The sequence below is a fragment of the Mesorhizobium sp. WSM4311 genome (assembly GCF_002295115.1).
Taxonomy (GTDB): Bacteria; Pseudomonadota; Alphaproteobacteria; order Rhizobiales; family Rhizobiaceae; genus Mesorhizobium.
In genome coordinates, this window is the sequence record NZ_NSFV01000008.1 from 145,259 (window position 1) to 169,999 (window position 24,741).

A 24,741-nucleotide genomic window follows, 5' to 3' on the forward strand; every position below is an offset into this window, starting at 1 on the left:
TCCAACTTGGGTTGCAGCTACAGCGCGTACGGCCATTCGGCGGCCACGAAACGGTAGCTGCCATTTTCGGAAGCGATGTGGCCAAAACCGGGAAACGGCATGTGCATCCCGGCTAGAAGGATGCGATCGTAAGCTGCCTGGTCAAACGCGCGCTTGCGGGACGCTGCAGCTTGGTTTCCATCAACGTCAAAGGCAGGACCCCATTCGGGATGGGCGAACTGAAATGCGGCATGGTGTACAATATCGGCCCAAATGAAGAGGGCATCGTCTCCGGAACGGACCATAACGCCGGTGTGGCCGGGTGTATGGCCGGGGAGCGGCACGGTCCTTAGCTCGCCGAATACCTCGGTTTCATCGGAAAACTGTGTCAGACGCTTTTGGTAAGCTTTGGCGACGGCGCGAGCTCCAGAGAAAAATGGCTTGAATGCTGCTGGAGCCTGGCCAAGAGCGCCCTCGTCGTGCCAGTAGCGAAAGTCAGCTCCCGAAACAATCAGCTCCGCGTTTGAATACACGGCCTTCCCATGCGGATCGATGGCGCCGCCAACGTGATCCGGATGCATATGGGTGAGCAGGACCGCATCAATCTGCTCGGGTTTGACCCCGACCGCGGCAAGTGCTTGCGACACCTTTCCGAGCGTTGGACCGAAGAGATCAGCTGCCCCTGTGTCGATCAGCACAAGGCGGTCGCCCAGGTTGATTAGATAGGCGTTGACCGGGCTCAAGCGCGGCGAGGGCGGCTGGAATTGTTCGCGGGCGAGGCGGGCAGCTTCTTCCTCCGGTGCTTTGAATAGGGTGGCGGGCATTTCCATATAACCGTCAAGAAGAGCGGTCACCTCGATCTTTCCGACCTTCCGGCGGATCACGCCGGGCACCGGGGTTGCGGCAGGGGGAACCGCGGCAAGAGCGGCAGGGGACCCGGGGAGAACGGCGAGCGAAGCGAGGCCGGCAGAGACGGCGAAAAGGTTTCGACGTGAGATAGACATGTCAGCTCCTGGAAGTTTCGGACGATTGGCTGAAGTGCTATATCGCGATTATCGCCGCTGATTAATTCCGCCAAACTTGATAACATTTATCTCGGCTACTTATAAATGGGACCGCCACCTTGGATCGTCTTTCGATGTTGTCGTGTTTCGTGCGCGTCGCAGAAAGCGGCAGCTTTTCGGCTGCGGCTCGTGATCTTCAGCGCGCGCAGTCTGCCGTAAGCCAGCAAATCCGGGCTTTAGAAACCCAGCTGCAGACTCGGTTATTCGATCGAACAACGCGAAAAGTTGCTTTGACGGAGGCGGGTGCTCTTTATCTGCAGCATGTCAGAGGCGTACTGGAGCGCATGGAGGAAGCCGACCAGATCGTCAGTGATCTAGACGCAGGAATCACGGGTCGATTGGCCGTTAGCGCGCCTGTTAGCTTTGGGACCCAAATTCTGGGCGCATACCTTTTTCAGTTCAGGGAAGAGCACCCGGGCATCGATTTGGACGTCTCACTCTCCGATCGCTTCGTTGATCTGGCCGCCGACGGCCTCGATCTCGCGGTTCGAATGGGACCGGTTACGGAAAGTCAGCTGATCGTGCGAAAGATAGGGCTACTGAAGCGCAGTCTCGCGGCGACGCCTCAGTATCTTGATGGGCATGGACGGCCGAGCCATCCTGCGGATCTGAAGCATCACGATTACGTCGTACGCTCGTATCTAGAAGGCGCCGAACAGATCCGTCTGACGCGATCCGCAGAGGTCACGGAAGTTCTCGTAAAGCCAGTACTCAGATCTGACAATTCACATCTTATATGCGAGGCGATCGTCGCAGGCATGGGTATTGGACTCGTCCATGACGTCCTTCTGGATCCGATGATTGCGTCGGGCACACTTGAACGCGTGCTTCCCGATTGGCGGCACGAGCCACAGGTCATTCAGGCCGTCTATCTTTCGAATCGCTATGTTCCTAGAAAGGTGCGCGCCTTCGTCGAGGGTCTGGCAAGATTTCTGCGGACACGTGGAGCGCTCGCAGAATGAGGGCACAAGCCGATCTTAGCGACAAGGTCGTCGCGGATAAGATCGATTCCGCGATTTTGATGGAGACGCATCCAGCCGTGCCAGCGACAGATTTCGTTCTTGCCGCTTCTGACCAGAAAATGATTCTCTCGCAGTCGCTTTGGCCGACGATGCCTGGCGCCGGTCGTCTTTCTCTTGGCGCTCGTCTTGGTTCTTGCAGAGCTGGTGCTGAGCCGGACTTGGTTCGGCCGGGCGCTTTATGCCGTCTGAGGTAACCGGACGGCTGACTCCGGATTTCGGAATTCCGGATCTGGGTCGCTGCCTATGCTGCCAGCGGCGGCATTTCGGCAGCGGTGAAGATCATCGTCTCCAGCGGCCGGGCGCTTGGCTCGCCGGAAAAGTTTGCCGAAGTGACCGCCGGCAGGCTCAGCGCCGCCGTCGGCGTCTCGAGCCGCGGTAGACGCGGGCTACGCGCCGAAAGACTTGCAAGTCGGCCAGACCGGAAAGATAGTCGCCCCGGACCTTTACATCGCCTGAGTGATTTCCGGCGCCGTACAGCATTTGGCCGGCATGAAGGATTCTAGGGTGATCGTGGCGATTAACACCGACGCCAACGCGCCAATCTTCCAAGTCGCCGATTACGGAATCGTTGCCGATCTTTTCGAGATCTTGCCCGAGCTCCAACAAACCCTCTGACGACTAGACGGACGACCGCAGCAGGGACCGTATCCAGCCGAGCACCGGGTCGCCATCTCTTTGCGCGAGCCACATCATATTGGCTGTGAAGCCAGCAACAGGCAGCGGCAGCTCGCGCAATCCTAGCGGCCAATGTGCCGCCGCCATCTTGCTGAAGCGCCGGCCGAGAGCGATGACGAGCCCTGTTTCGGCGACGATCTGCGGAGCGTGGAGGAAGTTCGGAACCGTGAGAAGGACTCGGCGCATTAGCCCCAAGGGCCGAAGTGCATCGTCGACCTGTCCGACCGGATCCCCAGAAGAGGAAACCAAGGCCCACTCGAAGCCCGTCATGTCGCGCGGCGCGAGGGTTTCCGCAGCCAGGATCGGATGGCCCTGATGCGCGACGATGACAAAGTCGTCCTCAAACAGCTGCTCGGTCCATGGAGCGCTCAACGCGGTCCCGACTGATGCTGCCACCCCTCACCACCATCATGCAGCCTTTGTCGCGTGGATGGTATGAAGCATCTCCGGCTTTAGACGAGTGTATCGCCGTAGCATCTTCCAATCTTTGTGCCCTGTGACCAGCGCGACTTGTTCAATTGTGAACCCAGCTTCAAACAGACGGCTCGTTCCTTCGTGCCGCAAGTCGTGAAAATGAAGGTCGTGGATGCCAAGGTCAGCACACCCCCGACGGAAGGCGGTGCCGACTGACCTATGATTGAACGGGAAAATTCGATCATCGTCGTTGCTGCGCCTTGCGCGTTCCTCCTCGATAATAGCCCACGCATCGTAGCCGGTTGCGGCGAACAGCGGTATGCGCTGATTGTTCCCGTTCTTGTTCCGAGGATCTTTTCGGTCGCGGATGAGTAGCATCCGCGTGCGAGAATCGACGTCAGACCAACGCGCCTTGCAAATCTCCTCCTGCCGCATGGCCGTAGCGATGGCAAAGCGTATGATGCGACCGACAGGCGCTATCTGCAGAGGGTTTGAATTGAAGTGGGCGATGAGCCCATCGATCTCATCTTGGGTGGGACGTCTGTCTCGCTCGTTCCCTTTACCCACAAGGCCAAGCCTTGTCAGGGCGATACGCGCCAGATCAACCGGTTCGACCTTGACTGGCAGACCGTGAACCGCCGCAGCATGAGAGAGGACAAGTTTTACAAAGCCGATATCGATACCAAGAGTCATCGGCCCGGCGCCCTGGACGGCCCGCTCTCGGCCGAAACGAATGATCCGTTCGCGATCGAGAGCCGCTATGTTGCACTTCCCCAGATGTCTTCGCAGCATATTGAGGGCTGCGGCCTTGGAGCGGCGAGGGGACTTGCCTACATCGCTCATGTCGCCGATATGAAGGTCGATGAGGTCGCCGAAAGTTTTCAGGCGCGCTATGCGGGACTCGGTCGGCGTCTCACCGCGATCGACCTGGCGCTCGGTGTCGGTCGCCCAGCGCCGTGCGTCGTCTCGGCGAAGGAAGGTCTCGCTAGCGTAGCGTCCTTTGCGACGGACCTGGAGGAACCGGACGAGAGCTTTGTGTAGGTGGCCATTTTTTCGTGTGCGCTCCGTGTGCACTGAGAGATCGAAACGTGGCGAAAAGGGTCGTATTCTGGCGTAAATTCGGGTTGGGCCGCCAGGACCTAAGAATTTGATGTTAAAGAAAAAATGCTGAAAAATCAAGATCATAGAGTCGCCGTGGCCCCGATGATGGACTGGACGGACCGGCATTGCCGGTTCTTCCATCGCCAGCTGACGAGCCATGCGCTGCTCTACACCGAAATGGTGGTGGCCGACGCGGTCATACAGGGCGCGCGCGAGAGGCTGCTCGGCTTCGATGACGTGGAGCATCCGGTCGCGCTACAGCTCGGCGGCTCGGATCCGGCGAAACTTGCCGAGGCGGCGCGCATTGGCGAAGCCTTCGGCTATGACGAGATCAACCTCAATGTCGGCTGCCCGTCCGACCGCGTTCAGTCGGGCACGTTCGGCGCCTGCCTGATGAAGGTGCCCGACCTCGTCGCCGACTGCGTCGCGGCAATGAAGGCGACCGTGACAATCCCCGTCACCGTCAAGTGCCGAATCGGCGTCGACGAACAGGATCCGGAGCTGGCGCTGGATGCGTTGGCGAACGGGGTTTTCGCGGCCGGCGCCGACACCCTGTGGGTGCATGCGCGCAAGGCGTGGCTGGAAGGGCTGAGCCCCAAGGAAAACCGCGACATCCCGCCGCTCGACTATGACAGGGTCTATCGCCTGAAGGCCAAAAAGCCGAACGAATTCATTGGGATCAACGGCGGACTTCAGTCGCTTGAAGAGGCGCGCGCGCATCTCGATCATGTCGACGGCGCCATGCTCGGCCGCGCCGCCTACCACACGCCAGGCATACTGGCCGGCGTCGACGCAGCCTTCTACGGCGCAAGGCCCGAGGCGTTCGATTTCGCTGGGCTGATCGATGCCATGGCGGACTATTCGGCGCGCCACATCGAACGGGGCGGGCGGCTCGGCCATGTTACCCGCCATATGGTCGGGCTGTTCCATGGGCTGCCCGGTGCACGCCGCTACCGCCAGATCCTGTCGACCGACGCAAACCGGCCCGGTGCCGGGCCCGACGTGCTGAAGACGGCTTTCGCGGCCGTCGAATTCGGTGGAAGGGCCGCCGAGGCGGCCTGAGCTCAGTCCCTGAGGATCATGCGGTCGCCACGCACGTCGAAGCCCGACAGCGAGCCAATGAAATTCATGCCGAGCAGACTTTGGCTCAGCATGCCGGGTGCCGCGACCATCACCGGCATGTCCTTGCGCACGATGCCGCCGATCGCCACCGCGTCGGTCTTCACCGCGGCGGCGCGCGCCATGCCGTTGGCTGTCGAAACCGGTATCGTGTAGTTGAGCGCCGCCGGATTGAAGCCGGCGGCCTGCGCATCTTCCGACGTCAGCACAGTGCTGGTCGCGCCTGTGTCGACAACGGCCCGGATCGGGTTGCCGTTGACCAGGATGCGCGCTTCGAAATGGCCATTGTCGGCCTTGTCGAGGGTCACCGTGGCGTGGCCGTCTTCGACACCAAGCGCCAGCGGGCTGCCGGGAACGAGGCCCGCGGTCACCCGGCTGGCGACGTCTTGCAGTTCGTAGCGGTACTGGTAGCCGGCGATCAGCGCCAGCACGATTGCCGCCCAGGCGCCGAAATTCCGTGCCAGGTCGCCCAACGGGCGGCCCGATCGCAGCAGGCCGGTGGCGATCAGGGCGCCGAAGGCGCCAAGCCATATCAGCCTGCCAAAATCGTAATTCTCGACGCCAAGCGTGCTGCCGGCGGAATCATTGAGCACGAGCAGGGCCGCTCCAACGCCGATCACCGCCATCAGAATCCAGAACAGTCGGCTGCTCATCCGTGCCTCGCTAGAGCAATTCCAGGAAAAGTGTGAAAACGGTATTCCATAGGAATTGCGTTAAAACAAAGAGTTGGAGCGGTTCGCCGCTTCCGTGAAACGGTGAAGGCTTTAGAGTACGTCGCGTTCGCGCGCCATGCGGGTGCGGCGCGTTTCGCGGCGCGGCCGGCGCTCGACCGTTTCCAGTCGGGCCGGCAGTTCGGCCATCACATTGCGGCGTGATTCGGGCGTCATCCCCATCCAGGCGCCGATTTCCTCGCGCGTGCGGCCGCAACCGAAGCAGAAGCCGGTTTTCATGTCGATCGAGCAGACCAGGATGCAGGGGGATTCGATGGCCGTCATGACTTTCTCTCGAGGGATCCGTGCGGACTCCGCTCTTCCACCTCCACATGGTGCAACGGCAAAGCCAATGCAAGCCCTCGCGATCGCGCCTTCCCGGGCCATCTTTGCGGCAATCAAGGCTGATGTTTGGGAGAGGTTGTGCCGATCACGCAACGCGGCTATGCCGCTCACCAAATCCAGGAATGATTGCTCACGACATGACCAGCGCTCTGCCTTTCGACGATTTTCGCAACCTGCTCGACAATCTGCCGGCAGCCGACCTGAAAGCCGAAGCGCGCGTGCGCGCGCTGTTTGCCAAGGCCGACAAGCCAGCGCATTCACTCGGCCGCATCGAGGACATCGCGGCGTGGCTTGCCGCCTCGAGCGGCCGGGCTCCGCCCGCGGTGACACGGCCGCTGATGGCAATCTTTGCCGGCAATCACGGCGTGACCCGTCATGGTATTTCGCCGCGTCCGGTGGCGGCAACCGCCAACGCGGTCGAGCTTTGCGCGGCAGGCGGTGCGGCGATCAACCAGATCTGCATTGCCTATGATCTCGGATTGAAGGTGTTCGATCTTGCCCTGCATATCCCGACCGGCGACATCGCAGAGGATGCCGCGCTCGACGAGCGCGGCTGCGCGGCGACCATGGCCTTCGGCATGGAAGCGATCGCGGGCGGCACCGACCTGCTTTGCCTCGGCGATCTCGGCGTCGGCAATTCCACCGTCGCCGCCGCCCTGCTCGCCGCCCTGTTCGGGGGAAGGGGTGCCGACTGGGTCGGTCCGGGATCCGGCGCCGACGCGGCGATGCAGGTCCGCAAGGCCGATTTGGTCGATGCGGCGCTGGCTTTTCACCACGGCCATCTCGACGACCCGCTGGAAGTGCTGCGCCGGGTCGGCGGCCGCGAGTTCGCCGCGATAGCCGGCGCCATTCTCGCCGCGCGGATGCAGAAGATACCCGTGCTGCTCGACGGTTTTGCCGCAACGGCTGCCGCGGCGGTGCTTTATGTCGCAAACCCCGCTGCGCTCAAGCATTGCCTTCTCGCCAGCCTGTCGCCGGAGCCCGCGCATGCAAGGGCCGCCGAACTGCTTGGCCTGCGCCCACTGCTAGACCTCGGCATAAGCCATGGCGAGGGGGCGGGGGCGGCACTTGGCGCGGGCCTGGTCAAGGCGGCGGCGCTGACCAGTTCAGGCATGGCGGCGGCGGTTCGGATCTAGAGGCTTCCCACCCGGCGCATCACCGCCTGGGATTGGGGAGACGATAGACGACCGAGGTGTATTTCGGATTGGAGCGGGTCTCGACGATCGAGCCGCCGAGGCTTTCCGCGATTCTTCGGCTCGCCACATTCTCTTCGGCGACAGGATATTCGAAGCCATCCGGATCGAGTTCCTCGGACGCCCATGCCACCACGGCGGCGACGGCCTCTCGGCCGATGCCGTTTCCATGGACGTCCTCCCTTATCCAAATTCCGATTTCTGGACAGGCCGTCTTCGCCGCATGCAGGCCGACAAGACCCAGACAGCGATCGTCCGCCAGCGAGCGCACAACAAAATGCAGATCCGATCCGTCGAGGATCGGCGCCAACCAGGATCGCCATACCTCGGCAAAGGCCGTTGATGATCGAAGTGGTTCCCACTGCATGAGACGGGTGATTGCGGGCGTGATGGCGGCAAAGACCTCGTCAGCATCAACGGCCGTAAACAGCTCGAGGCGAAGCCGCTGCGATTTGATTTCGACGCTGCCGGCATCCCAGTCTGCGGTCATTGCGGTCCGCGTTCCCCTTTGAGGCCGGTCGCCTAACGCCTTCGCGCCGCCACCGCCGCGGTTGGCAACGCCGGCAGCTCTTCCATCACCCGGCTCAGGGGGAAGATGGCAATCGCCTCCGTGCCTTCACGCAGCTTGGAATGCAGCTCGAATTCGCCGCCATGCATGGCAAGCAGGCCTTGCACGATCGGCAGACCGAGCCCGGTGCCTTGTTCGGCGCTCTTGATGGCGATCGAGCCCTGGCCGAAAGCCGAGAGCACGACCGGGATCTCGTCCTCGGGAATCCCCGGGCCATTGTCCTTGACGGAGATGTATTGCCCGCCGCCCGCCGTCCAGCCGACGCGGACGCGGATCTCGCCGCCGGTGGCGGTAAATTTGATGGCGTTGGAGAGAAGGTTGAGCGTGATCTGGCGCACGGCACGCTCGTCGGCGAACAGCCGCGGCAATGTCTGTTCGAAATCCTGGATGACGCGGATATCCTTGTTGCGCGCCTTCAACTCCATCATGTGGCAGCAATCCTCGACGATGTTGAGCAGCATCACCGGCTCTTCGTTGAGCTGGTAGCGACCGGCCTCGATGCGCGACAGGTCGAGGATCTCGTTGATCAGGTCGAGCAGGTGCTGGCCGGAATCATGCACGTCATGGGCATAATCGCGATAGGTGGGATTGCTCATCGGCCCCAGCACCTCGTTCGCCATCACCTCGGAAAAGCCGAGAATGGCGTTGAGCGGCGTGCGCAATTCATGGCTCATCGAAGCGAGGAACCGCGACTTTGCCAGATTGGCATCCTCGGCCCGCCGCCGCGCCTCATCCGACATGGATTTCGCTGTCTCCAGTTCGGCGATCAACGCATCCTTTTCGGAGCGGAACGACAACAGCATCAGCGAAGCGCGGTTGAGCTGACGGGCGACATAGACGAAGAAAGGCAGCGACAGGACAAGCAGCCCGGCCATGACCGCCTCGACCGGCATCCACAGCCTGGTGCCGACATAGGCGTAGAGCGCCACCGGCACGGCAAAAGTCGCCAGCAGCGCGCCGCTCAGCGATGAAGCCACGAGCGCCGTCCCGGCCATGGCAAAAAGCAGCACCACCGCCTTGACCACCTGAAACTGGTCGACAGCGCAGGCGCCGCAGCCGAGCACGACGAACCAGCCCCAGCCGAGGCCGCAAAGGAAATGACCGACCAGGAATTCCCGTCGCGTTTGCAAGGGGTTAAGCTCCGACGCTTCCGTGCGCTCGATGCGCCGCGCCATGAAGGCGACGATCGTATAGCAGATGAGCGTGAACAACGCCCAGAGCCCGATCTCATTACCGACGCCGGCGAGCCAGCCGCCAGCGGCGATCGCCAGGACGAACAGCGGGATCGCCACGGCGCCGCTTGTCATGGCGCCGGCGTGGAGTTTCAACAATTCGCGGTCGAAATCGGGATTGCCGGCTTGCTGCGAAAGACGGTCGCGCGTCTTGCGCACCGCACGCGCGACATCGCTGTTGCGATGCCGTTTCCTGCGGTCCACAATGAACTTGTCCGCTGTGTTCGAGCGTTGCAAGGGCATCAAAAACTTCGATTTATGCGTGCAGCGGTTCCAAGGTGTTAAGCTACGTTCGAATGATTAACCAACCGTTTGCCATATGAGCCGTTCCTGGTCGCCAAGATCGCGCCGGCGGTACGCGGCGCCGCGCCCGAGAAGCCTGTGGCGCAAGGTGCTGGACTATGGGCTGGCCATCATCATTCTGGGGCTGCTGATCCTGTTGGCGGCGCGCCTCGATCAGGTGGAGACGCGCCAGACTCAAGGCGCTGCCATCATCAATGATGGCGACTCGATCACGCTCGGCACCGAGCGCATCCGCATGCGCGGCATCGACGCCCCGGAATACACACAGACGTGCCGCAGGAACGGCGCCGACTATGCCTGCGGCACGCTTGCGCGCCAGTCGCTAGTGCGCCTGATCGCCGGCAGGCCCGTTACCTGCAGCGGCTGGCAGCGGGATCGCTATGGCCGGTTGCTCGGCGACTGCAAGGCCGGCGGCACCGACCTCAACCGCGCTCAGGTCGAGGCGGGTTGGGCGGTTGCCTTTGGCGACTTCGAAAGCGAGGAAGCGACCGCCCGGGCCGCCAAGGTCGGTATCTGGGCTGGTACGTTCGATCAACCGCAGGACTGGCGCGACAGCCATCACGGCGAAGTGGTGGAGCGAAAACACGGCACGCTGGCGTCGATCGGCGACGCCGTGCGGGAGATTTTTCGCTTCTGGTGAAGCGTATCGGCTTGGAAGGAAAGGGAGGATCGAAATGAAGCTCTTCGACGGTGGCCGGGCGCCCAATCCGCGGCGGGTACGCGTCTTTCTCGCCGAAAAGGGGATCGCGGTTCCGCTGGTGTCCGTCGACATGGGCGCGCTGGAGCACAAGGGCCAAACGGTGAGCTCTCGCAACCCTTTGCAGCGCCTGCCGGTGCTGGAGCTTGACGATGGCACCGTCATCACCGAATCCGTCGCTATTTGCCGGTATTTCGAGGAGTTGCATCCGGAGCCGGCCCTGTTCGGACGCGGCGCGCTCGGCAAGGCACAGGTCGAGATGTGGCAGAGACGGATGGAGTTCAACCTGCTCAGCTGCGTCGCGCAGGCGTTTCGCCACATTCATCCGGCCATGAAGGAATGGGAAATCCCACAAATCCCCGAATGGGGCGAGGCCAACAAGCCGAAGGCGTTGGAGTTCCTGAAAATCCTCGACGGCGAGTTGGCGAAGCGGGAATTCGCCGCCGGCGACAGCTATTCGATCGCCGATATCACCGGCCTGATCGCCATCGACTTCATGAAGCCGGCGCGCATCAACGTACCGGAGGAGTGCACCAATGTCCTGCGTTGGCATCAGGCGATCTCCAGCCGGCCGAGTGCCGCCGCTTGACCCTGGAACTGGACAATTTTGCCGCAGAAGTCCGGGCGTGCCGCATCTGCGTCGAAAACCCCGCCGGCAGGCCGCTGCCGCATGAGCCGCGGCCGGTGCTGCGGCCTTCGTCCAGTGCCTGCATCCTGATTGCCAGCCAGGCGCCGGGAACCAAGGTTCACCTGTCGGGCATGCCGTTCACCGATGCTTCGGGCGACCGCCTGCGCAACTGGCTCGGCGTGACCAGCGACGAATTCTACGACATCGAGAAATTCGCCATCGTGCCGATGGGCTTCTGCTTTCCCGGCCAGGATGCCAAGGGTGGTGACCTGCCGCCAAGGCGCGAATGCGCGCCGGCCTGGCGCACGCCCTTGATGGCGCTGATGCCGCGGATAGACCTGGTGCTGACGATCGGCATCTACGCGCAGTCCTGGCATATGGGCGCCGCGCGCCGGCCCTCGCTGACGGAGACGGTTAAGGACTGGCGGGCCATCTGGGAGAATTCCGTCGGCGCAAAGGTGCTGCCGCTGCCGCACCCATCCTGGCGCAACAGCGGCTGGCTGAAGCAGAATCCGTGGTTTGAAATGGATTTGCTGCCTTTCCTGCGCTCGGAAATCCGCTATCGCCTCGGTTAGGCATTCAGCAAGAAATCACTCGCTTTCATAGCGATTGGCAGAATTTCTTTCTTGTGAAAGCCCGAAATAAAGGGGAATATAGCCAAACTATTCCTCAGGAGCCTCTAATGGACCGCCTTGACCGAAAAATTCTCCGCCTCCTGCAGGAGGACGCGACACTCGCGGTGGCCGATGTCGCCAAGAAAGTAGGCCTGTCGACCACGCCCTGCTGGCGCCGCATCCAGAAGCTCGAGGAGGAAGGCGTCATCAAGCGTCGCGTCGCCATTCTCGACCATGAGAAGGTCAATGTGCGGGTCACCGTCTTCGTCTCCATCCGCACGAATTCGCACAGCCACGAATGGCTGCGCCGCTTTTCCGAGGTCATCCAGGAGTTTCCCGAGGTGGTCGAGTTCTACCGCATGAGCGGCGACGTCGACTATCTCTTGCGCGTCGTGGTGCCTGACATCGCCGCCTACGACGCCTTCTACAAGCGGCTGATCGCCAAGATCGAGATCCGTGACGTGTCGTCGTCCTTCGCCATGGAGCAGATCAAGTACACCACTGAAATCCCGCTCGATTACATGGTGCTGGACAAGGAATCGGGCGCCAACGCCGCCTGAGCGCAAGCCCGATTAGTTCTTCTTTTTGTTCAGGAACGTCCAGGGCGAGTTCACCGGCAGGGTGACGGCATCAGGCACGGTGTCGACCCCAACCACCTCTGCTCTGTGCACGCTATAGCCCGACTGGATGACGCTGACGCCATCCAGAATGAACAGCTGGCTTTTCTCCATGTCCGGCTTCAGGGCGCCGGTGACGGCGACCGACTGGTAGGCTTGCGACATCTTGTAGGGATGGGCTGGCGTCACCAGCACGATCTGATTGGCTGGTGGCGTCGGCATGTGGCTGCACGCGCCGGTCCATGGCACCAGCAGGAACTGATAGACGAGGTCGCCATCGCGATCGACCGGCAACGCGTAGCCGGCTAATTGTACCGTCTTGTCCTGCAAGCCGAGCGACAGCGTCTCACCATGATCGGGTAGTTTAGCCGCAATCATCGGCAGGCCGGCGTCTTCCGCGACGGCCTGGCTCGCCGGGCGCAAATCCTTCCAAAAGATGTGCATGGTTTCGGCCGAAGCGCCGGCAGCCCAGAGGGACAGCGCGGTCGCCAGAGCCAGGATTGATTTGAGATGAATGCTCATGCCGCTTCCTTTGCGGCCAAGTAAAGACGCCGCGGCCAATGACGTCAATGCGCGAGCCGCATCACATGTCGGCGAGAACCAGCCATGCCGACTTCACGGAAGCCGCGCGACGCGAACATGTCGCGAAAGCCCATGAAACGGTAGCTCGGCGACGCCTCCGCCACGGGATAGGCCTCGATGATGCGCGCGCCCTTGGCGAAAGCATGATCGATGGCTGCATCAAGCAAGGCCGAAGCTAGGCCGCCGCCGCGCAAGGCCCTCGGCACATAGAAGCAGGCGATCGACCATACGCCCGTCTCGCTGTCGTCCTGCCGCCTTGAAAGCCTGCGATAGGTCTCGCGCGGAGCGACCGAACACCAGGCAATGGTGTTGCCGTCGATCTCGGCGAGGATGCCGACCGGGGTGCCGGCATCGATGAGCGCCATCATCTGACGCTTCTTTTCATCGTTCTTGATGTGCTCGCGGTCAGAGTTCCGCCAGGCCATGCACCAGCAATATTTTGGCGCACCCGGCTGCTCGAACAGGGTCTCAAAGCTGCCGCGTGTTGCCGGCGTCACCTCGGTGAAGCGGATGTTGGCGAGGTCAAACGTTTCTGCCGGCGAGGCGTTCGAGCGTTTTGGCATCCGACAGTTCCTTCACGGCATCCTTGCCGATCCAGCGCGCGGTCTTGTCTGGGGAGTCGGCGAGTTTCTGTGCCAGGGTCAGGGCAGGGGCGTGCAGGCTCATCGATCGCTGCCGATCTGCCGCAGCGCCCAGTTGACGGCTTTCCTGACGAAGTTGCGCTGATCGCCGGCATGGACTTCGATCAAGGGCAGATAGGACAGGAAAGTCGCGTCCGGCTCCTCTTTCAAATGCACGGCCGCCCATGCCAACATGGCAAAGGCCGTGCGGCGGACGAATTCGCGCTCGTCGACCGCAAACTCCTCGATCAGCGTGCGCCAGAACGGCGTATCGACGAACAGGTCGGAGACGGTATCGACGACTTCCCAGGAATCGAAATCGTCGGCCCAGCTACGGCATTCCTCAATGGTGATCTTCTTCGGTTCGCCGGTGAAAGCCGCCAGCATCCGCGCTTCGCGAATGCCGCTGGTCCACAGCGCCAGGGATCGTTCGTGGTTGCGCTTCAGCTTGCGCGCCAAGGGCCGCAAATCCGTGTTGCCGACACCGAGCGCGGTCGCGATGTTGATGCCGAACCGCGCCATGCCAGCGCGGTTTTCCTCGGTGCCGATCGAGCGCAGATGCGCGACGATGTCCAGCGCGGTCCAGCCTGGAGCGGGCAGGGACATGATCGCCTACTTCTCCAGGCGCGCCAGCAGCGAGGAGGTGTCCCAGCGCTTGCCACCCATGGCCTGCACATCCTTGTAGAACTGGTCGACAAGCGCGGTCACCGGCAGCTTGGCGCCGTTGCGGTCGGCCTCCGCCAGGCAGATGCCAAGATCCTTGCGCATCCAGTCGACGGCAAAGCCGAAATCATACTTGCCGGCACTCATTGTCTTGTGGCGGTTTTCCATCTGCCAGGAACCGGCGGCTCCCTTGGAAATCACCTCGATCACCTTCTCGATATCGAGCCCGGCCTTCTTGCCGAAATGGATACCTTCCGACAGTCCCTGCACGAGCCCGGCGATGCAGATCTGGTTGATCATCTTGGTGAGCTGGCCGGCGCCAGCCGAGCCCATCAGCCCGACCATGCGGGCAAAAGCGTCGATAACGGGCCTCGCTCTGTCGAAGGCAGCCTGATCGCCGCCGACCATGACGGTCAGCACGCCGTTCTCGGCGCCGGCCTGGCCACCGGAGACCGGCGCGTCGAGAAATGAAAATCCACCTGCCTCCGCTGCTGCCGCCAGTTCGCGCGCGACTTCCGCCGAAGCCGTGGTGTTGTCGATGAAGACCGAGCCTTTCTTCATCGATTTGAAGGCGCCTTCGGGACCTGTCGTCACCGAGCGCAGATCGTCGTCATTGCCGACGCAGGAAAAGACGAAGTCCTTGTCCTTGGCTGCCTCTGCCGGCGTCACTGCAAGGCCGCCGCCATGCTGGCCGACCCATTGCTCGGCCTTGGCCTTGGTGCGGTTGTAGACGGTGATGTCGTGACCACCCTTGTTCTTCAAGTGGCCGGCCATGGGATAGCCCATCACGCCAAGACCGAGAAATGCCACAGATGCCATGAACTTGCCCTTCAGACGGAAACGAAATTGCTGCGGAAGCTCTAGAGCAATTCCAGGAAAAGTGTGAAGCGGTTTTCCCTCCGGAATTGCATCAAAACAAAGAGATAGAGCGGTTCGGCGTTTCTGCGAAACGGTGAACCGTTCTAGGCCCTGCGCTCAATTCGTCAAGACGCCTGCGGACTGATCGACTGGTGCAGGCAATATGGAAATCCGTCAACGCTTCAGGTGGATGGTGATCCGGCGCTCGATCCATTCGATCGCATGGCGCAACAACTCGACCATCACCAGGTACACCAGGGCGACCCAGATATAGGCCTGGATGTCGAAGGAATTGGCAAAGGCGAGTTTTGCATTACCCATCAGGTCGTACACGGTGATGATGGCGACGATGGCGGACGCCTTGACCATCAGGATCAGCTCATTGCCGTAGGGCCGCAAGGCGACGATCAGAGCTTGCGGCAGGATGATCTTGCGCAGCGTCTGCAATTTGTGCAGGCCGAGGGAGGCGGCGCCTTCCCATTGGCCCCTGGGCACGCTTTCGACGGCGCCGCGCAGGATTTCGGCCTGGTAGGCAGCGGTGTTGAGCGCAAAGGCGAAGACGCCGCAGTTGAAGGCGTCCTTGAAGAAATCCCAAAGCCCGATCATCTGGAGTTCCGGCCTGAACGACCCCAGCCCGTAATAGACCAGGAACGTCTGAACCAGCAGCGGCGTGCCCCGGAAAAAATAGACGTAACAGTAGGCAAGACCGGACAGGATCCGGTTCCTGGACATACGCCCGTAAGCAACCGGCATCGACAGGACGGCGCCAAGCACCATCGAAATGGCGACCAGCGACAAGGTAACGCCCAGCCCGCTCAGATAGGCCGGCGCATATTTGGCGAAGAAGGCCGGGTTCCAGGCAAAAAACAGATAGCCGACGATGCCGAGGCCAAAGGCGATCCACAGGCAGACCAGCGCGTAGCCGACGATGCGCGGTCGCGGCCAGCCGCGGGTCCGCGGTGGCGGCCGCTCGACCATGGCGGCTGTGGCGCTCATCGTTGTGCCTCCCGTTTGCCAAGCGAGCGCAAAATGGCGCTGGTGGCGAAGGATGACACGACGGCCAGACCCAGAAAGACTAGAGCCGCAATGCTGTAAAACAGGAACGAATGCTTGGTGACGCGAGCCGCCACACCGGCGTTGCGCAGCGTCTCGGCAAGACCGACGACCGAAACCAGCGACGTGTCCTTGAGAAGGCTAAGCCAGCAATTCTCGAGACCGGGGAAGGCAATGCGCAGCAGCTGCGGCAGGATCACCAAGCGCATTGTCTGCCATCTGGACAAACCAATGGAATAGCCACCCTCATACTGCCCCTTCGGGATGGCGCGGAAGGCCGAGAGGAAAACCTCGCTGGCATAGGACGAGAAGATCAGCGAGAGCACGATCATGCCGGCCACGAAACTGTTGACGTCGATGGTCGCTTCGGGGCGAAAATACCGGATGAGATGTTGCAGCAGGATCGGCATGCCGAAGAAGAACAGGAAAAGCGTCACCAGTTCCGGCAGGCCGCGAAAGACCGTGGTGTAGATATTGGCGGCGAGGCGCAGCGACGGCTCCTCGGATTGCTTGCCCAGCGCAATGAAAAAACCGATCGTCAACCCAATGGGGAGCGTCGCCAGCGCAAGCAGAACCGTTACAATGACGCCATAGGCAATGTCGTCACTCCAGCCATCAGGTCCCCAACTGAGAAGTGTCCATATGCTTTGGGCTGGCATTGACAGGTGTTATCCCCACGACGTTCCCAGGATGAATAGAAAGACGGCGGGGAATTTCCCCGCCGTCTTGATCCTGTCTATCAGGACTCGGCGCCGAAGACGTCGAACTTGAAGTACTTGTCGTTGATTTCCTTGTATTTTCCATTGGCGCGGATGGCGTCGATGGCCTCATTGAGCTTGTTGACCAAATCGGTCTCGCCCTTGCGCACGGCAATGCCGGCGCCCGGTCCGAAGATCTCGACCGGCTGCGGCGAGGGCTGGCCGAGAATCTTGCAGCAGGCACCATCTGGCGTGTCCAGCCATTGCTGCAGCACCACGATATCGTCCTCGATGGCGTCGAGGCGGCCGTTGGCCAGATCTGCCTGCTCCTCGGGGCTGCTCGGATAACCCTTCACAGTGCTGTCGGTGTAGGTCTTCGAGGCATAGTTGAAATGGGTGGTCGTCGTGGCGACGCCGATGGTCTTGCCGGCGAGATCTTCCTTGGTCACACCCTTCAGCGTGCTGTCTTTCGGCACTGCGAGAGCCGAGGGGGTGTTGTAGTATTTGTGGGTGAAGTCGACCTTCTCCTTGCGCTCCGGCGTGATCGACATCGAGGCGACGATAGCGTCGAACTTGCCGGCCTGAAGTGCCGGGATGATGCCGTCCCAATCCTGGGCGACGAAGGTGCACTTGACCTTCATCTGATCGCAAAGCGCCTGGGCGATGTCGATGTCGAAGCCGACGAGCTTGCCGTCGGAGGTGAGGTTGTTGAACGGGGGATAGGCGCCTTCGGTGCCGATCCGCAGGGTCTTTTCCTGGGCCTGGGCTACGCCGAGCGTCAGCAGCGCAGCCGATGCGGCGAGCGCGATACGCAGTGCAATACGCATGATAGTCCTCTCTTTATGGTCCCGGCCGTCGTTCCGAAACGGCTCTATGGGGCGGTGCTTTTGACCGCCCGCTGAGGCGATACTCCCACTCTTTCCAAGAAAAAAGCAACTGCAAAACCACCGAAATCGGCAATGGGGTTCTGCCGTTACGTTACATCCCAAGCAACGAGGCCGGTGATGCGCTCGATGAAGTCGACTATCGATTTTACGTCGTCGAGGTCGAATACCGGCAGGCTCTCGTCCGTGACGGCGAAATCGGCGGCGATGGCGACAATATTGGGATCGCCTGCCGAAAGCGGCGCCCGGTCCCTCGCTTCCAGGCGCCGCGTTTCGATCTTGCGGTGTGATTCGCGCTTGTAGCCTTCGACCAGCACGATGTCGCATGGGGCGAGTCGCGAGAGGATGCTCTCCAGTGGCGGCTCATCCTCGCCACGCAATTCATGCATCAGCGCCCAGCGGTTGCCCGACACGATCGCGACCTCGGTGGCGCCGGCCTGCCGATGGCGGAAGCTGTCGGCGCCCGGCTTGTCGATGTCGAAATCATGATGGGCGTGTTTGACCGTCGAGACCTTCCAGCCGCGCCGCACAAGCTCAGCGACCAGCTTTTCTGTGAGGGTGGTCTTGCCGGAGTTTTTCCAGCCGGTGATGCCGAAGACGTTCATGATGTCATGCTCTGCAACAGGCGCCCGGCCTGGGCAAGATCGTCCGGCACATTGATGTTGAAGAAAGGATCGAGCGGCCGGCCAGCGAATTGCACGACCTGGAATTCCACCTCGACATGGCCATGTCGCTCGATGAAGGCCGAAACGCGCCTGTTGTCCTCATCGACCAGGAAATGCCGCAAGGCGTCGCGACAGTCCGTCGGCCACAGCGCGAAGGTCGGGTGGAGCCGGCCGGCCGAGGAGGCGACGGCAATTGAACCTGGATGTTCGCCGGCTGCCGCCGCCAGACGCGCGACGAGGTCTAGCGGCAGGAAAGGCGTGTCGCCGGCGGCGGTGACGACCGCTTTGCAAGGTGTGCCAGCGGCCGCCCATTCGAGGCCGGACAGAATGCCGGCAAGCGGCCCGGCAAAGCCTTCGACGGTGTCGGCAAGCACCGGCAGTCCGAAACGGGAAAAGCGTTCGGGATCGCCATTGGCGCTCAGCGCCAGGGTTTCGATCTGCGGGCCAAGGCGCGACAGGACCTGCTCAAGCACGCTGCCGCCGCCGAGCGGCAACAGGCTCTTGTCGCCGCCTCCCATCCGCCTTGACTGGCCACCGGCCAGAACGATCCCTGCAATATCTCGCCTCATGCATCGAGCCTGTACGCCAGCCGCCGGAAATCACAAGACCCGGCTAGATTCCATCCGGCGCCATGGCCGGCCCGGTGGTTTCGGCGACGATCCTTCGCCGACCGACCACGCGCTCGCGATAGAGCGCGTAGAGACCCGAACCGACGACGATTGTCGCGCCGACGATCATCGGCATGTCCGGAATGTCGCCGAAGACGATCAAGCCAAGCAGGATGGACCAGAGGAGCGCTGTGTAGCGGAACGGCGCGATGAAGGAGATCTCGCCCGAGCGCATCGCCATGATGATGAATTGATAACCGATGAGCACCAGCACCGCGGCCAGCGCCAGCAGCGCCGTGCTTTTGCCGGTCATGGGCGTCCAGCCACCCATCGGCGACAACAGCACCACGCCGACGCCGGTCATTGCCAGCGCGGTCGCGGTCGAGACGAGCATGGTCGGTATGGTTTGGGGGATGCGCTTGGTGGCGAGGTCGCGCACGGTGCAGCAGGCGACGCTGGCCAGCGCCCAAAGGGAATAGATGCTGAAGCCATCAAAGCCGGGCCGCACGATGACCAGTACGCCGGCAAAACCGACTGCGATTGCCAGCCAGCGTCGCCAGCCGACCGCTTCGCCGAAAAACAGCGCGGCACCCATCGTCACCGCCAGCGGCAGCGCCTGAAGAACGGCCGAGACACTGCCGATCGGCAAATGGGCAAGCGCCACCAGGAACGACACGGTGGCGCCAGCTTCGCCCAGCACGCGGATTGCCACCAGCGGCTGCAGCATCAGGCGCGGCCGCAAAAGCGCGCCGCGTTGCCAGGCCAGCAGGCCGACGAAGAGCGAGGCAAAGGCTCCTCTGATCAGCATGACCTGCGCCATGTTCATCGATTGCGAAGAGTATTTGGTGATGGCGTCGTTGAGCGTGAAGCCAACCATCGCCACCATCATGAACAACGCGCCGCGAAGATTTGGGGAAAGAGGCAAGACATCCACCGGTTGCTTGGGAAGCAAGCCTGTAACAGCCCGCCACGAAACAGCAATGGCAAAGGGCTGGGCCAGGACCGGGCATTCGTCATCGCCGGCGTGAAATCACGTCCTCAATTCGGCGCGGATCTGGTCGGGAGGCGGCTTCGCCTCCCGGAACGTACCGGCTGCCGATGTCTATTGCTTCGGCGTCAGCACTTCGGTGCCGTTGCCTTCCTTGCCGGCGATGGTCCACAGGCCATGCAGCGACCCGTCATCCTCGACCTTGTAGACGACGAGGCCGATGTCCTTGCCCATGACATAGCCGGCGGAGAATGCATCGTCGTTGCGCATGCAGATGCCATCGGACGAAGAACCGCCAGTCTCCCAGTGGATCGCGCAAGTCGTCCCGCTGGTCAGCGTGATGGTGGCTTCGCCATCATATTTCGATCCGTCGAAATTGGTGCCGGCGACGGTATAGGTTCCACCGATCGACTGCGCCGCCGCGGGCACGGCCGCAAGGCCGAGCAATGCAAGAGAAAGAATGAGTTTGCGCATGACGTTTCCCCCTATCAGCGAAAAGCCGCTTTCAGGGGAAGGCTAGGCCGGAACAATGTGGCCGTAAATCCGGCGGCGGTTCGCGGACAAGACTTTTTCTGGGGTGTGATCCGAAATACTCACTGTCCCTTCAGACTGCCGGCAATCGCGCCGACCAGCGGGTCGTATTTCGACTTCAGGGCTGGCGGGTAATCGATCCAGACCGTGCGGATGACGCCATCTCTGCCGAACAGGCGCCGCTCATAAAAGATCTTTCCATCCTTCATGCCCGACAGCACCGCCCAGTTCTTGCCGGTCTTGCTGTAGGTAACGGTGTAGTCAGGTTCCTTGCTTGCCTTTTCATCGGCGACAAAGCCTTTCGGCGTGTCGTCATCGACGTTGAGGATGCCGGAGCAGGTCAGGCTGGCGCCATCCGCGCTCAGCCAAACCTGTCCGTCGCCATTTTCCGGCTCGGGCTGGCGATCGGTGAATATCTCATCGGGAAAGGTGCAGACGGTGCCGAAACGCGCGTTCGCATAGGTGAAGGGCTTGGCGTTTGCACTTGTTGTGACGGGCGTCGCCAAGAACAGAACAGTGGTCAGCGACGACAAGCCTATACGATAAAGACGCAGCACGATGCCCCCTTGGCCTTGTGACCAAAGATAGTCTTGCACCAAATCGGAGAAAAAATCAGCCGCCGGTGACGCTCATATGCCGGGACACCGACGGACGGCTGGTGCGGCGGTCGATGATGAAATCATGGCCTTTCGGCTTGCGGCCGATGGCCTCGTCGATCGCGTCGGCGACAAGTTCGTTGCCTTCGGATGCGCGCAACGGCGCGCGCAGATCGGCCGCGTCTTCCTGGCCGAGGCACATATAGAGCGTGCCCGTGCAGGTCAGCCGGACGCGATTGCAGCTTTCGCAGAAATTATGCGTCATGGGTGTGATGAAACCGAGCTTTCCGCCGGTCTCGGCGACGTGGACATAGCGTGCAGGGCCACCGGTCTTGAAGGGAATGTCGGCCAGCGTGAACTGGCGTTCCAGCGAGGCGCGCAGCAGCGACAGCGGCAGATACTGGTCGGTGCGGTCGGCGTCGATCTCGCCCATCGGCATGGTTTCGATGACAGTGAGATCCATGCCGCGGCCATGCGCCCAGCGCATCATGTCGGGCAGTTCGGCGTCGTTGAAATCCTTCAGCGCCACCGCGTTGAGCTTGACCTTGAGCCCGGCCGCCTGAGCGGCATCGATACCTTGCATGACCTTGTCGAGATGGCCCCAGCGGGTGATCTGGTGGAACTTGTCCGCATCCAGCGTGTCGAGCGAGACGTTGATGCGCTTGACGCCGCAATCGGCGAGCTCGGCGGCGAAGCGCGACAGCTGCGAGCCGTTGGTGGTGAGCGTCAGTTCTTCCAGCGCGCCGCTATCGAGGTGGCGCGAGAGCTGGCGCACCAGATGCATGATGTTCTTGCGCACCAGTGGCTCGCCGCCGGTGAGGCGCAGCCGTCTGACGCCCTTCTCGATGAAAACGGTGCAGAGCCGATCCAGCTCTTCCAGCGACAGCAGGTCCTTCTTCGGCAGGAAGGCCATGTCCTCGGCCATGCAGTAGGTGCAGCGAAAATCGCAGCGGTCGGTGACCGACACTCTGAGATAGCTGATCGTGCGACCGAAAGGGTCGATCATGTTCATGTTCGAGCGTTTCCCGTGGCCGTTACCGGCGTCGTTATATACAGCTATGTGATACGATCCAGCCCACCATTCAAGATACCGCTTCTCGATCTTTGGTAACATCCCGGAGCCGACACCTTGCGTCGGTCGTCTACCAGGACTTTTCCCCTGTCGCGAAGCGGCGTAGGGAAGGGCAATCGATACGGGATCAAACAGCATGACCGCGCCAAAAGAACTCCGGGTCTCCAAGGACCGCAAGCTGCTGTCGGTCACCTTTCCCAATCACCAGCCATTTGAACTGCCGGCGGAGCTTTTGCGCGTCGCCTCGCCATCGGCCGAGGTGCAGGGCCATTCGCCCGACCAGCGTGTGACGGTTCCCGGCAAGCGCAATGTGGCCATCCTGAAGATCGAGCCGGTCGGCAACTATGCGGTGCGCATCACCTTCGACGATTTCCACGACACCGGCATTTTCACCTGGAACTATCTGCACACGCTTGGCCACGAGAAGGATGAGCGCTGGAATGCCTATCTGGCGGAGCTTGCCGAAAAAGGACTGAGCCGCGATCGCTAAGCCGACGTCGTAAAGGCGTCACACATCTGGAGTAGCGCCGGCCAGGGTTCGGAGACGAAAAAGATGTCGCTTATCACCACGGTCGAACAGCTCGAGGCGCTCTACGGCGTTCCAGGCGAAGCCTCGCTGGTCAAGGAACTCGATCACGTCATTCCCGAATATGCCGCCTTCATCGAGGCGTCGCCCTTTGTTGCGCTTGCCACCAGTGGCCCGGAGGGATTGGACTGTTCGCCGCGCGGCGATCTCGCCGGCTTCGTGCGTATCGTTGATCCGAAGACGCTGATCATGCCGGACCGGCGCGGCAACAATCGCGCCGATTCGCTGCGCAACATCATCCGGGATCCGCGTGTCGGGTTGCTGTTCCTGGTGCCGGGTTCTGGCACGACGCTGCGCATCAACGGCCGCGCGCGCATCACCACGGACGCCGAACTTTGCGCATCCTTCATGGTCGACGGCAAGGCGGCGCGCTCGGTGACCGTCATCGACGTCGATTCGGTCTATTTCCAGTGCGCCCGCGCCATTGTGCGGTCGGAGCTTTGGAACCCGGCAAAACATGTCGATCCAAAATCGCTGCCGACGCCGGGAAAAATCCTGGAAATCACCAGCCGCAAGAACATCGACGGCGAGGCCTACGACAAGGAATGGCCGGAGCGGGCGAAGAAAACCATGTGGTGAGTGACCGAAAAGGCCGTCAGGCCTCCTTCAGCACCTCATAGATCTTGCGCATCTGTTCGCCGATCATGTCGCACTGCTCCGGCGTCGACTGGCTCATCGCTTTCTCGATCAGCGCCATATGCACTTTCAGCGCCTGCATCAGCAACGCCTCGCCAGCCTCGGTCAAGGCGAGCCGCAGGATGCGCTTGTCCTTCTCGTCGCCTTCGCGGCGCAGCAGGCCGCGCGTCTCCAGCTGCGGCAAAAGCATGGTGATGTTGGAGCGGCCGACGAGCAGCTTGCGGGCAAGATCGTGCTGCGACATGCCGGGATGGCGGTAGAGGTTCATCAGCACGTCGAGCTGCGCCGGCTTCAGGTCGAGCGGCGCGAGTTTCACCGCCAGCGTACGCTCCAGCACATGGCAGGCACGCGCCACCGCGACCCAGTTGCGAAAACGCGGGTTGTCCCAGGGTAGCTCTTGTTTATTGTTCATCTTTGAACTATTATGTTCATGCTTGAACGTATGGATGGATTCTCACTATGGCATCAATCGGGCTGAAGGTCATCCGGAGCGTATTTGGTGCGGCCGAGCATATTGCGCCACGCATCACCGGGCGCGCGGCTTTCGAACTGTTCTGCCGCACGCCGAGCACAAAGGCGCTGACCGATGGCGAGCGCCGCGCCATCGGCCGGGCCGCCGAGTTCATGACCGAGGCGCGCCATCATCGGCTGAAGACGGCAACCGGCTGCGTCATGGTGCACGAATTCCGGCCGGAACCGGGCGGGGCCGCACTTGGCACGGTGCTTGTCGTTCATGGCTGGCGTTCGCGCACCGAATATATGCGCGCCTTGATCGAGGGCTATCGCGCCGCCGGCTACAGGGTCGTTTCCCTGGACCTGCCGGGGCACGGCCATTCGCAGGGCCGGCACCTGAACATGGTCAACGCGGTCGACGCGGTGCGGGTCGCCGGCGAATGGTTCGGCCCGTTCGTCGCGGCGGTGGGTCATTCCTTCGGCGGCGCCGTTGCCGCCAATGCCATTGCCGGTTCCGTCAAGAACATTCCGCCGCTGGCGGCCGGACGTCTCGTGCTGATCGCCGCACCCAGCTCCCTGCCGGCTATCTTCGCCGATTTCAGCCGCATGCTCAACGTCGGGCCGCGCTCGCAGGTGGCGATGGCGGACCGCGTCCAGCACCTGTCCGGCCGGCCGCTGCATGAATTCACCGGTGACCGCCAGCTCGCCCAGGCGCCGGTGCCGACGCTGGTCATCCACGCGCCTGACGATCGCGAGGTGCCGGCCGAGCACGCGAAACGCTACGCCGGCGCTGGCGGCCATGTGCGGCTGCACTGGGCCGACGGTCTCGGCCACCGCCGCATCCTTGCGGACAAGGGCGTTGTCGAACGCGCCGTTGCCTTCGTCGCGGAACACCGCGAGCCGTCGCGGCTGCATTGAGACGCAATCCTCGTTCCAGGCATGTCGTTGTCTCAAAACCGGGACCACT

General features: G+C 62.0%; 30 protein-coding genes and 2 pseudogenes. 11 read left to right on the forward strand and 21 right to left on the reverse strand.

Translation table 11 applies throughout. The features are described 5' to 3' along the window. Window positions 1-17 precede the first annotated feature (17 nt). Window positions 18-863 (reverse strand): MBL fold metallo-hydrolase, encoded by an 846-nt coding sequence (locus CK226_RS21900; RefSeq protein ID WP_245437814.1) that lies wholly within the window; start codon window positions 861-863, stop codon window positions 18-20. A 239-nt stretch (window positions 864-1,102) separates the two neighbouring features. Here CK226_RS21900 and CK226_RS21905 point away from each other — a divergent pair, with 239 nt between their 5' ends. Beyond that, on the forward strand, window positions 1,103-2,005 hold the full coding sequence (locus tag CK226_RS21905; RefSeq protein WP_142875980.1) for a LysR family transcriptional regulator: 903 nt from the start codon (window positions 1,103-1,105) through the stop codon (window positions 2,003-2,005). Window positions 2,006-2,334: 329 nt separating this feature from the next. Next, window positions 2,335-2,680, forward strand: a pseudogene (locus CK226_RS21915) (FAD-binding protein); the annotation flags it as partial. A 3-nt stretch (window positions 2,681-2,683) separates the two neighbouring features. Here the strand turns inward: CK226_RS21915 and CK226_RS21920 are convergent. Continuing rightward, window positions 2,684-3,136 carry a LysR substrate-binding domain-containing protein gene (locus tag CK226_RS21920; protein WP_095793058.1) on the reverse strand — a complete coding sequence of 151 codons (453 nt, stop codon included), beginning with the start codon at window positions 3,134-3,136 and terminating at the stop codon, window positions 2,684-2,686. Between the two features lie 12 nt (window positions 3,137-3,148). Beyond that, window positions 3,149-4,339 carry a site-specific integrase gene (locus CK226_RS21925; protein ID WP_245437815.1) on the reverse strand — a complete coding sequence of 397 codons (1,191 nt, stop codon included), beginning with the start codon at window positions 4,337-4,339 and terminating at the stop codon, window positions 3,149-3,151. Here CK226_RS21925 and dusA point away from each other — a divergent pair. Next, the gene (dusA, locus tag CK226_RS21930; protein ID WP_095793059.1) at window positions 4,319-5,317 is read left to right on the forward strand and encodes a tRNA dihydrouridine(20/20a) synthase DusA; all 999 of its coding nucleotides are present in this window, start codon (window positions 4,319-4,321) and stop codon (window positions 5,315-5,317) included. The two genes, CK226_RS21925 and dusA, sit on opposite strands and share 21 nt — an antisense overlap. A 2-nt stretch (window positions 5,318-5,319) precedes the next feature. Here the strand turns inward: dusA and CK226_RS21935 are convergent, their stop codons facing one another. Both CK226_RS21935 and CK226_RS21940 read right to left on the reverse strand, forming a co-directional pair. Beyond that, window positions 5,320-6,027 carry a TIGR02281 family clan AA aspartic protease gene (locus CK226_RS21935; RefSeq protein WP_095793060.1) on the reverse strand — a complete coding sequence of 236 codons (708 nt, stop codon included), beginning with the start codon at window positions 6,025-6,027 and terminating at the stop codon, window positions 5,320-5,322. A gap of 111 nt (window positions 6,028-6,138) precedes the next feature. Then, window positions 6,139-6,369, reverse strand: coding sequence for a DUF1289 domain-containing protein (locus tag CK226_RS21940; RefSeq protein ID WP_064988667.1), 231 nt, complete (start codon window positions 6,367-6,369; stop codon window positions 6,139-6,141). Between the two features lie 197 nt (window positions 6,370-6,566). On the opposite strand from CK226_RS21940, the gene CK226_RS21945 reads away from it, so the two are divergent. Further along, on the forward strand, window positions 6,567-7,565 hold the full coding sequence (locus CK226_RS21945; RefSeq protein WP_095793061.1) for a nicotinate-nucleotide--dimethylbenzimidazole phosphoribosyltransferase: 999 nt from the start codon (window positions 6,567-6,569) through the stop codon (window positions 7,563-7,565). A gap of 19 nt (window positions 7,566-7,584) precedes the next feature. On the opposite strand, the gene CK226_RS21950 is transcribed toward CK226_RS21945, so the two are convergent. After that, on the reverse strand, window positions 7,585-8,112 hold the full coding sequence (locus tag CK226_RS21950; RefSeq protein WP_095793062.1) for a GNAT family N-acetyltransferase: 528 nt from the start codon (window positions 8,110-8,112) through the stop codon (window positions 7,585-7,587). Window positions 8,113-8,144: 32 nt separating this feature from the next. Beyond that, complete coding sequence (locus tag CK226_RS21955; RefSeq protein WP_095793063.1) at window positions 8,145-9,665, reverse strand: ATP-binding protein; 1,521 nt, start codon at window positions 9,663-9,665, stop codon at window positions 8,145-8,147. A 76-nt stretch (window positions 9,666-9,741) separates the two neighbouring features. Here CK226_RS21955 and CK226_RS21960 point away from each other — a divergent pair, with 76 nt between their 5' ends. The 4 genes from CK226_RS21960 to CK226_RS21975 all read left to right on the forward strand — a co-directional run bounded on the left by CK226_RS21960 (window position 9,742) and on the right by CK226_RS21975 (window position 12,224). Then, complete coding sequence (locus CK226_RS21960) at window positions 9,742-10,365, forward strand: thermonuclease family protein (RefSeq protein ID WP_095774413.1); 624 nt, start codon at window positions 9,742-9,744, stop codon at window positions 10,363-10,365. A gap of 34 nt (window positions 10,366-10,399) precedes the next feature. Next, complete coding sequence (locus CK226_RS21965; protein ID WP_095774414.1) at window positions 10,400-11,011, forward strand: glutathione S-transferase; 612 nt, start codon at window positions 10,400-10,402, stop codon at window positions 11,009-11,011. Next, window positions 10,951-11,625, forward strand: a complete 675-nt coding sequence (locus tag CK226_RS21970; protein WP_095793064.1) for a uracil-DNA glycosylase family protein — start codon at window positions 10,951-10,953, stop codon at window positions 11,623-11,625. Before CK226_RS21965 ends, CK226_RS21970 begins: the two co-directional genes overlap by 61 nt. Before the next feature lie 107 nt (window positions 11,626-11,732). Then, window positions 11,733-12,224 (forward strand): Lrp/AsnC family transcriptional regulator, encoded by a 492-nt coding sequence (locus CK226_RS21975; protein ID WP_006205209.1) that lies wholly within the window; start codon window positions 11,733-11,735, stop codon window positions 12,222-12,224. 12 nt (window positions 12,225-12,236) lie between these two features. Here the strand turns inward: CK226_RS21975 and CK226_RS21980 are convergent, their stop codons facing one another. The 13 genes and pseudogenes from CK226_RS21980 to moaA all read right to left on the reverse strand — a co-directional run bounded on the left by CK226_RS21980 (window position 12,237) and on the right by moaA (window position 22,039). Continuing rightward, window positions 12,237-12,803 carry a DUF3299 domain-containing protein gene (locus CK226_RS21980; protein ID WP_095793065.1) on the reverse strand — a complete coding sequence of 189 codons (567 nt, stop codon included), beginning with the start codon at window positions 12,801-12,803 and terminating at the stop codon, window positions 12,237-12,239. 44 nt (window positions 12,804-12,847) lie between these two features. Continuing rightward, entirely contained in the window at window positions 12,848-13,426 is a 579-nt protein-coding gene (locus CK226_RS21985; protein ID WP_095788763.1) for a GNAT family N-acetyltransferase, read from the reverse strand. Next, window positions 13,386-14,089: pseudogene (locus CK226_RS21990) on the reverse strand (DNA alkylation repair protein). The gene CK226_RS21985 and the pseudogene CK226_RS21990 overlap by 41 nt, the downstream one beginning before the upstream one ends. Before the next feature lie 6 nt (window positions 14,090-14,095). Next, a complete protein-coding gene (locus CK226_RS21995; protein WP_095774419.1) occupies window positions 14,096-14,965 on the reverse strand; it encodes an NAD(P)-dependent oxidoreductase in 870 nt (289 codons plus the stop codon). A 213-nt stretch (window positions 14,966-15,178) separates the two neighbouring features. Then, entirely contained in the window at window positions 15,179-16,000 is an 822-nt protein-coding gene (locus CK226_RS22000; RefSeq protein WP_095793066.1) for an ABC transporter permease, read from the reverse strand. Next, window positions 15,997-16,716 (reverse strand): ABC transporter permease, encoded by a 720-nt coding sequence (locus CK226_RS22005; RefSeq protein WP_095774421.1) that lies wholly within the window; start codon window positions 16,714-16,716, stop codon window positions 15,997-15,999. The genes CK226_RS22000 and CK226_RS22005 overlap by 4 nt, the downstream gene beginning before the upstream one ends. A gap of 80 nt (window positions 16,717-16,796) precedes the next feature. Then, complete coding sequence (locus CK226_RS22010; RefSeq protein ID WP_095774422.1) at window positions 16,797-17,582, reverse strand: ABC transporter substrate-binding protein; 786 nt, start codon at window positions 17,580-17,582, stop codon at window positions 16,797-16,799. 146 nt (window positions 17,583-17,728) lie between these two features. Continuing rightward, the gene (mobB, locus tag CK226_RS22015; RefSeq protein ID WP_095774423.1) at window positions 17,729-18,244 is read right to left on the reverse strand and encodes a molybdopterin-guanine dinucleotide biosynthesis protein B; all 516 of its coding nucleotides are present in this window, start codon (window positions 18,242-18,244) and stop codon (window positions 17,729-17,731) included. Further along, window positions 18,241-18,873: a molybdenum cofactor guanylyltransferase MobA gene (gene mobA / locus CK226_RS22020; protein WP_095774424.1), complete on the reverse strand. Its 633-nt coding sequence runs from the start codon at window positions 18,871-18,873 to the stop codon at window positions 18,241-18,243. Before mobA ends, mobB begins: the two co-directional genes overlap by 4 nt. Before the next feature lie 43 nt (window positions 18,874-18,916). Further along, window positions 18,917-19,837 carry a DMT family transporter gene (locus CK226_RS22025; protein ID WP_095774482.1) on the reverse strand — a complete coding sequence of 307 codons (921 nt, stop codon included), beginning with the start codon at window positions 19,835-19,837 and terminating at the stop codon, window positions 18,917-18,919. A gap of 177 nt (window positions 19,838-20,014) precedes the next feature. Continuing rightward, window positions 20,015-20,374, reverse strand: a complete 360-nt coding sequence (locus CK226_RS22030; RefSeq protein WP_095774425.1) for a hypothetical protein — start codon at window positions 20,372-20,374, stop codon at window positions 20,015-20,017. A 119-nt stretch (window positions 20,375-20,493) separates the two neighbouring features. Continuing rightward, window positions 20,494-20,988 (reverse strand): hypothetical protein, encoded by a 495-nt coding sequence (locus CK226_RS22035; protein ID WP_179301107.1) that lies wholly within the window; start codon window positions 20,986-20,988, stop codon window positions 20,494-20,496. A gap of 55 nt (window positions 20,989-21,043) precedes the next feature. Beyond that, entirely contained in the window at window positions 21,044-22,039 is a 996-nt protein-coding gene (gene moaA / locus CK226_RS22040; protein WP_095793068.1) for a GTP 3',8-cyclase MoaA, read from the reverse strand. A gap of 196 nt (window positions 22,040-22,235) precedes the next feature. On the opposite strand from moaA, the gene CK226_RS22045 reads away from it, so the two are divergent. Continuing rightward, window positions 22,236-22,589: a DUF971 domain-containing protein gene (locus tag CK226_RS22045; RefSeq protein ID WP_010909462.1), complete on the forward strand. Its 354-nt coding sequence runs from the start codon at window positions 22,236-22,238 to the stop codon at window positions 22,587-22,589. 63 nt (window positions 22,590-22,652) lie between these two features. Continuing rightward, window positions 22,653-23,264 carry a pyridoxamine 5'-phosphate oxidase family protein gene (locus CK226_RS22050; RefSeq protein ID WP_095774429.1) on the forward strand — a complete coding sequence of 204 codons (612 nt, stop codon included), beginning with the start codon at window positions 22,653-22,655 and terminating at the stop codon, window positions 23,262-23,264. A gap of 16 nt (window positions 23,265-23,280) precedes the next feature. Here CK226_RS22050 and CK226_RS22055 read toward each other — a convergent pair whose 3' ends face one another. Continuing rightward, window positions 23,281-23,733, reverse strand: coding sequence for a MarR family transcriptional regulator (locus tag CK226_RS22055; protein ID WP_019858112.1), 453 nt, complete (start codon window positions 23,731-23,733; stop codon window positions 23,281-23,283). A 47-nt stretch (window positions 23,734-23,780) separates the two neighbouring features. Here CK226_RS22055 and CK226_RS22060 point away from each other — a divergent pair, with 47 nt between their 5' ends. Further along, window positions 23,781-24,692, forward strand: coding sequence for an alpha/beta hydrolase (locus CK226_RS22060; RefSeq protein ID WP_095774430.1), 912 nt, complete (start codon window positions 23,781-23,783; stop codon window positions 24,690-24,692). Window positions 24,693-24,741 lie beyond the last annotated feature (49 nt).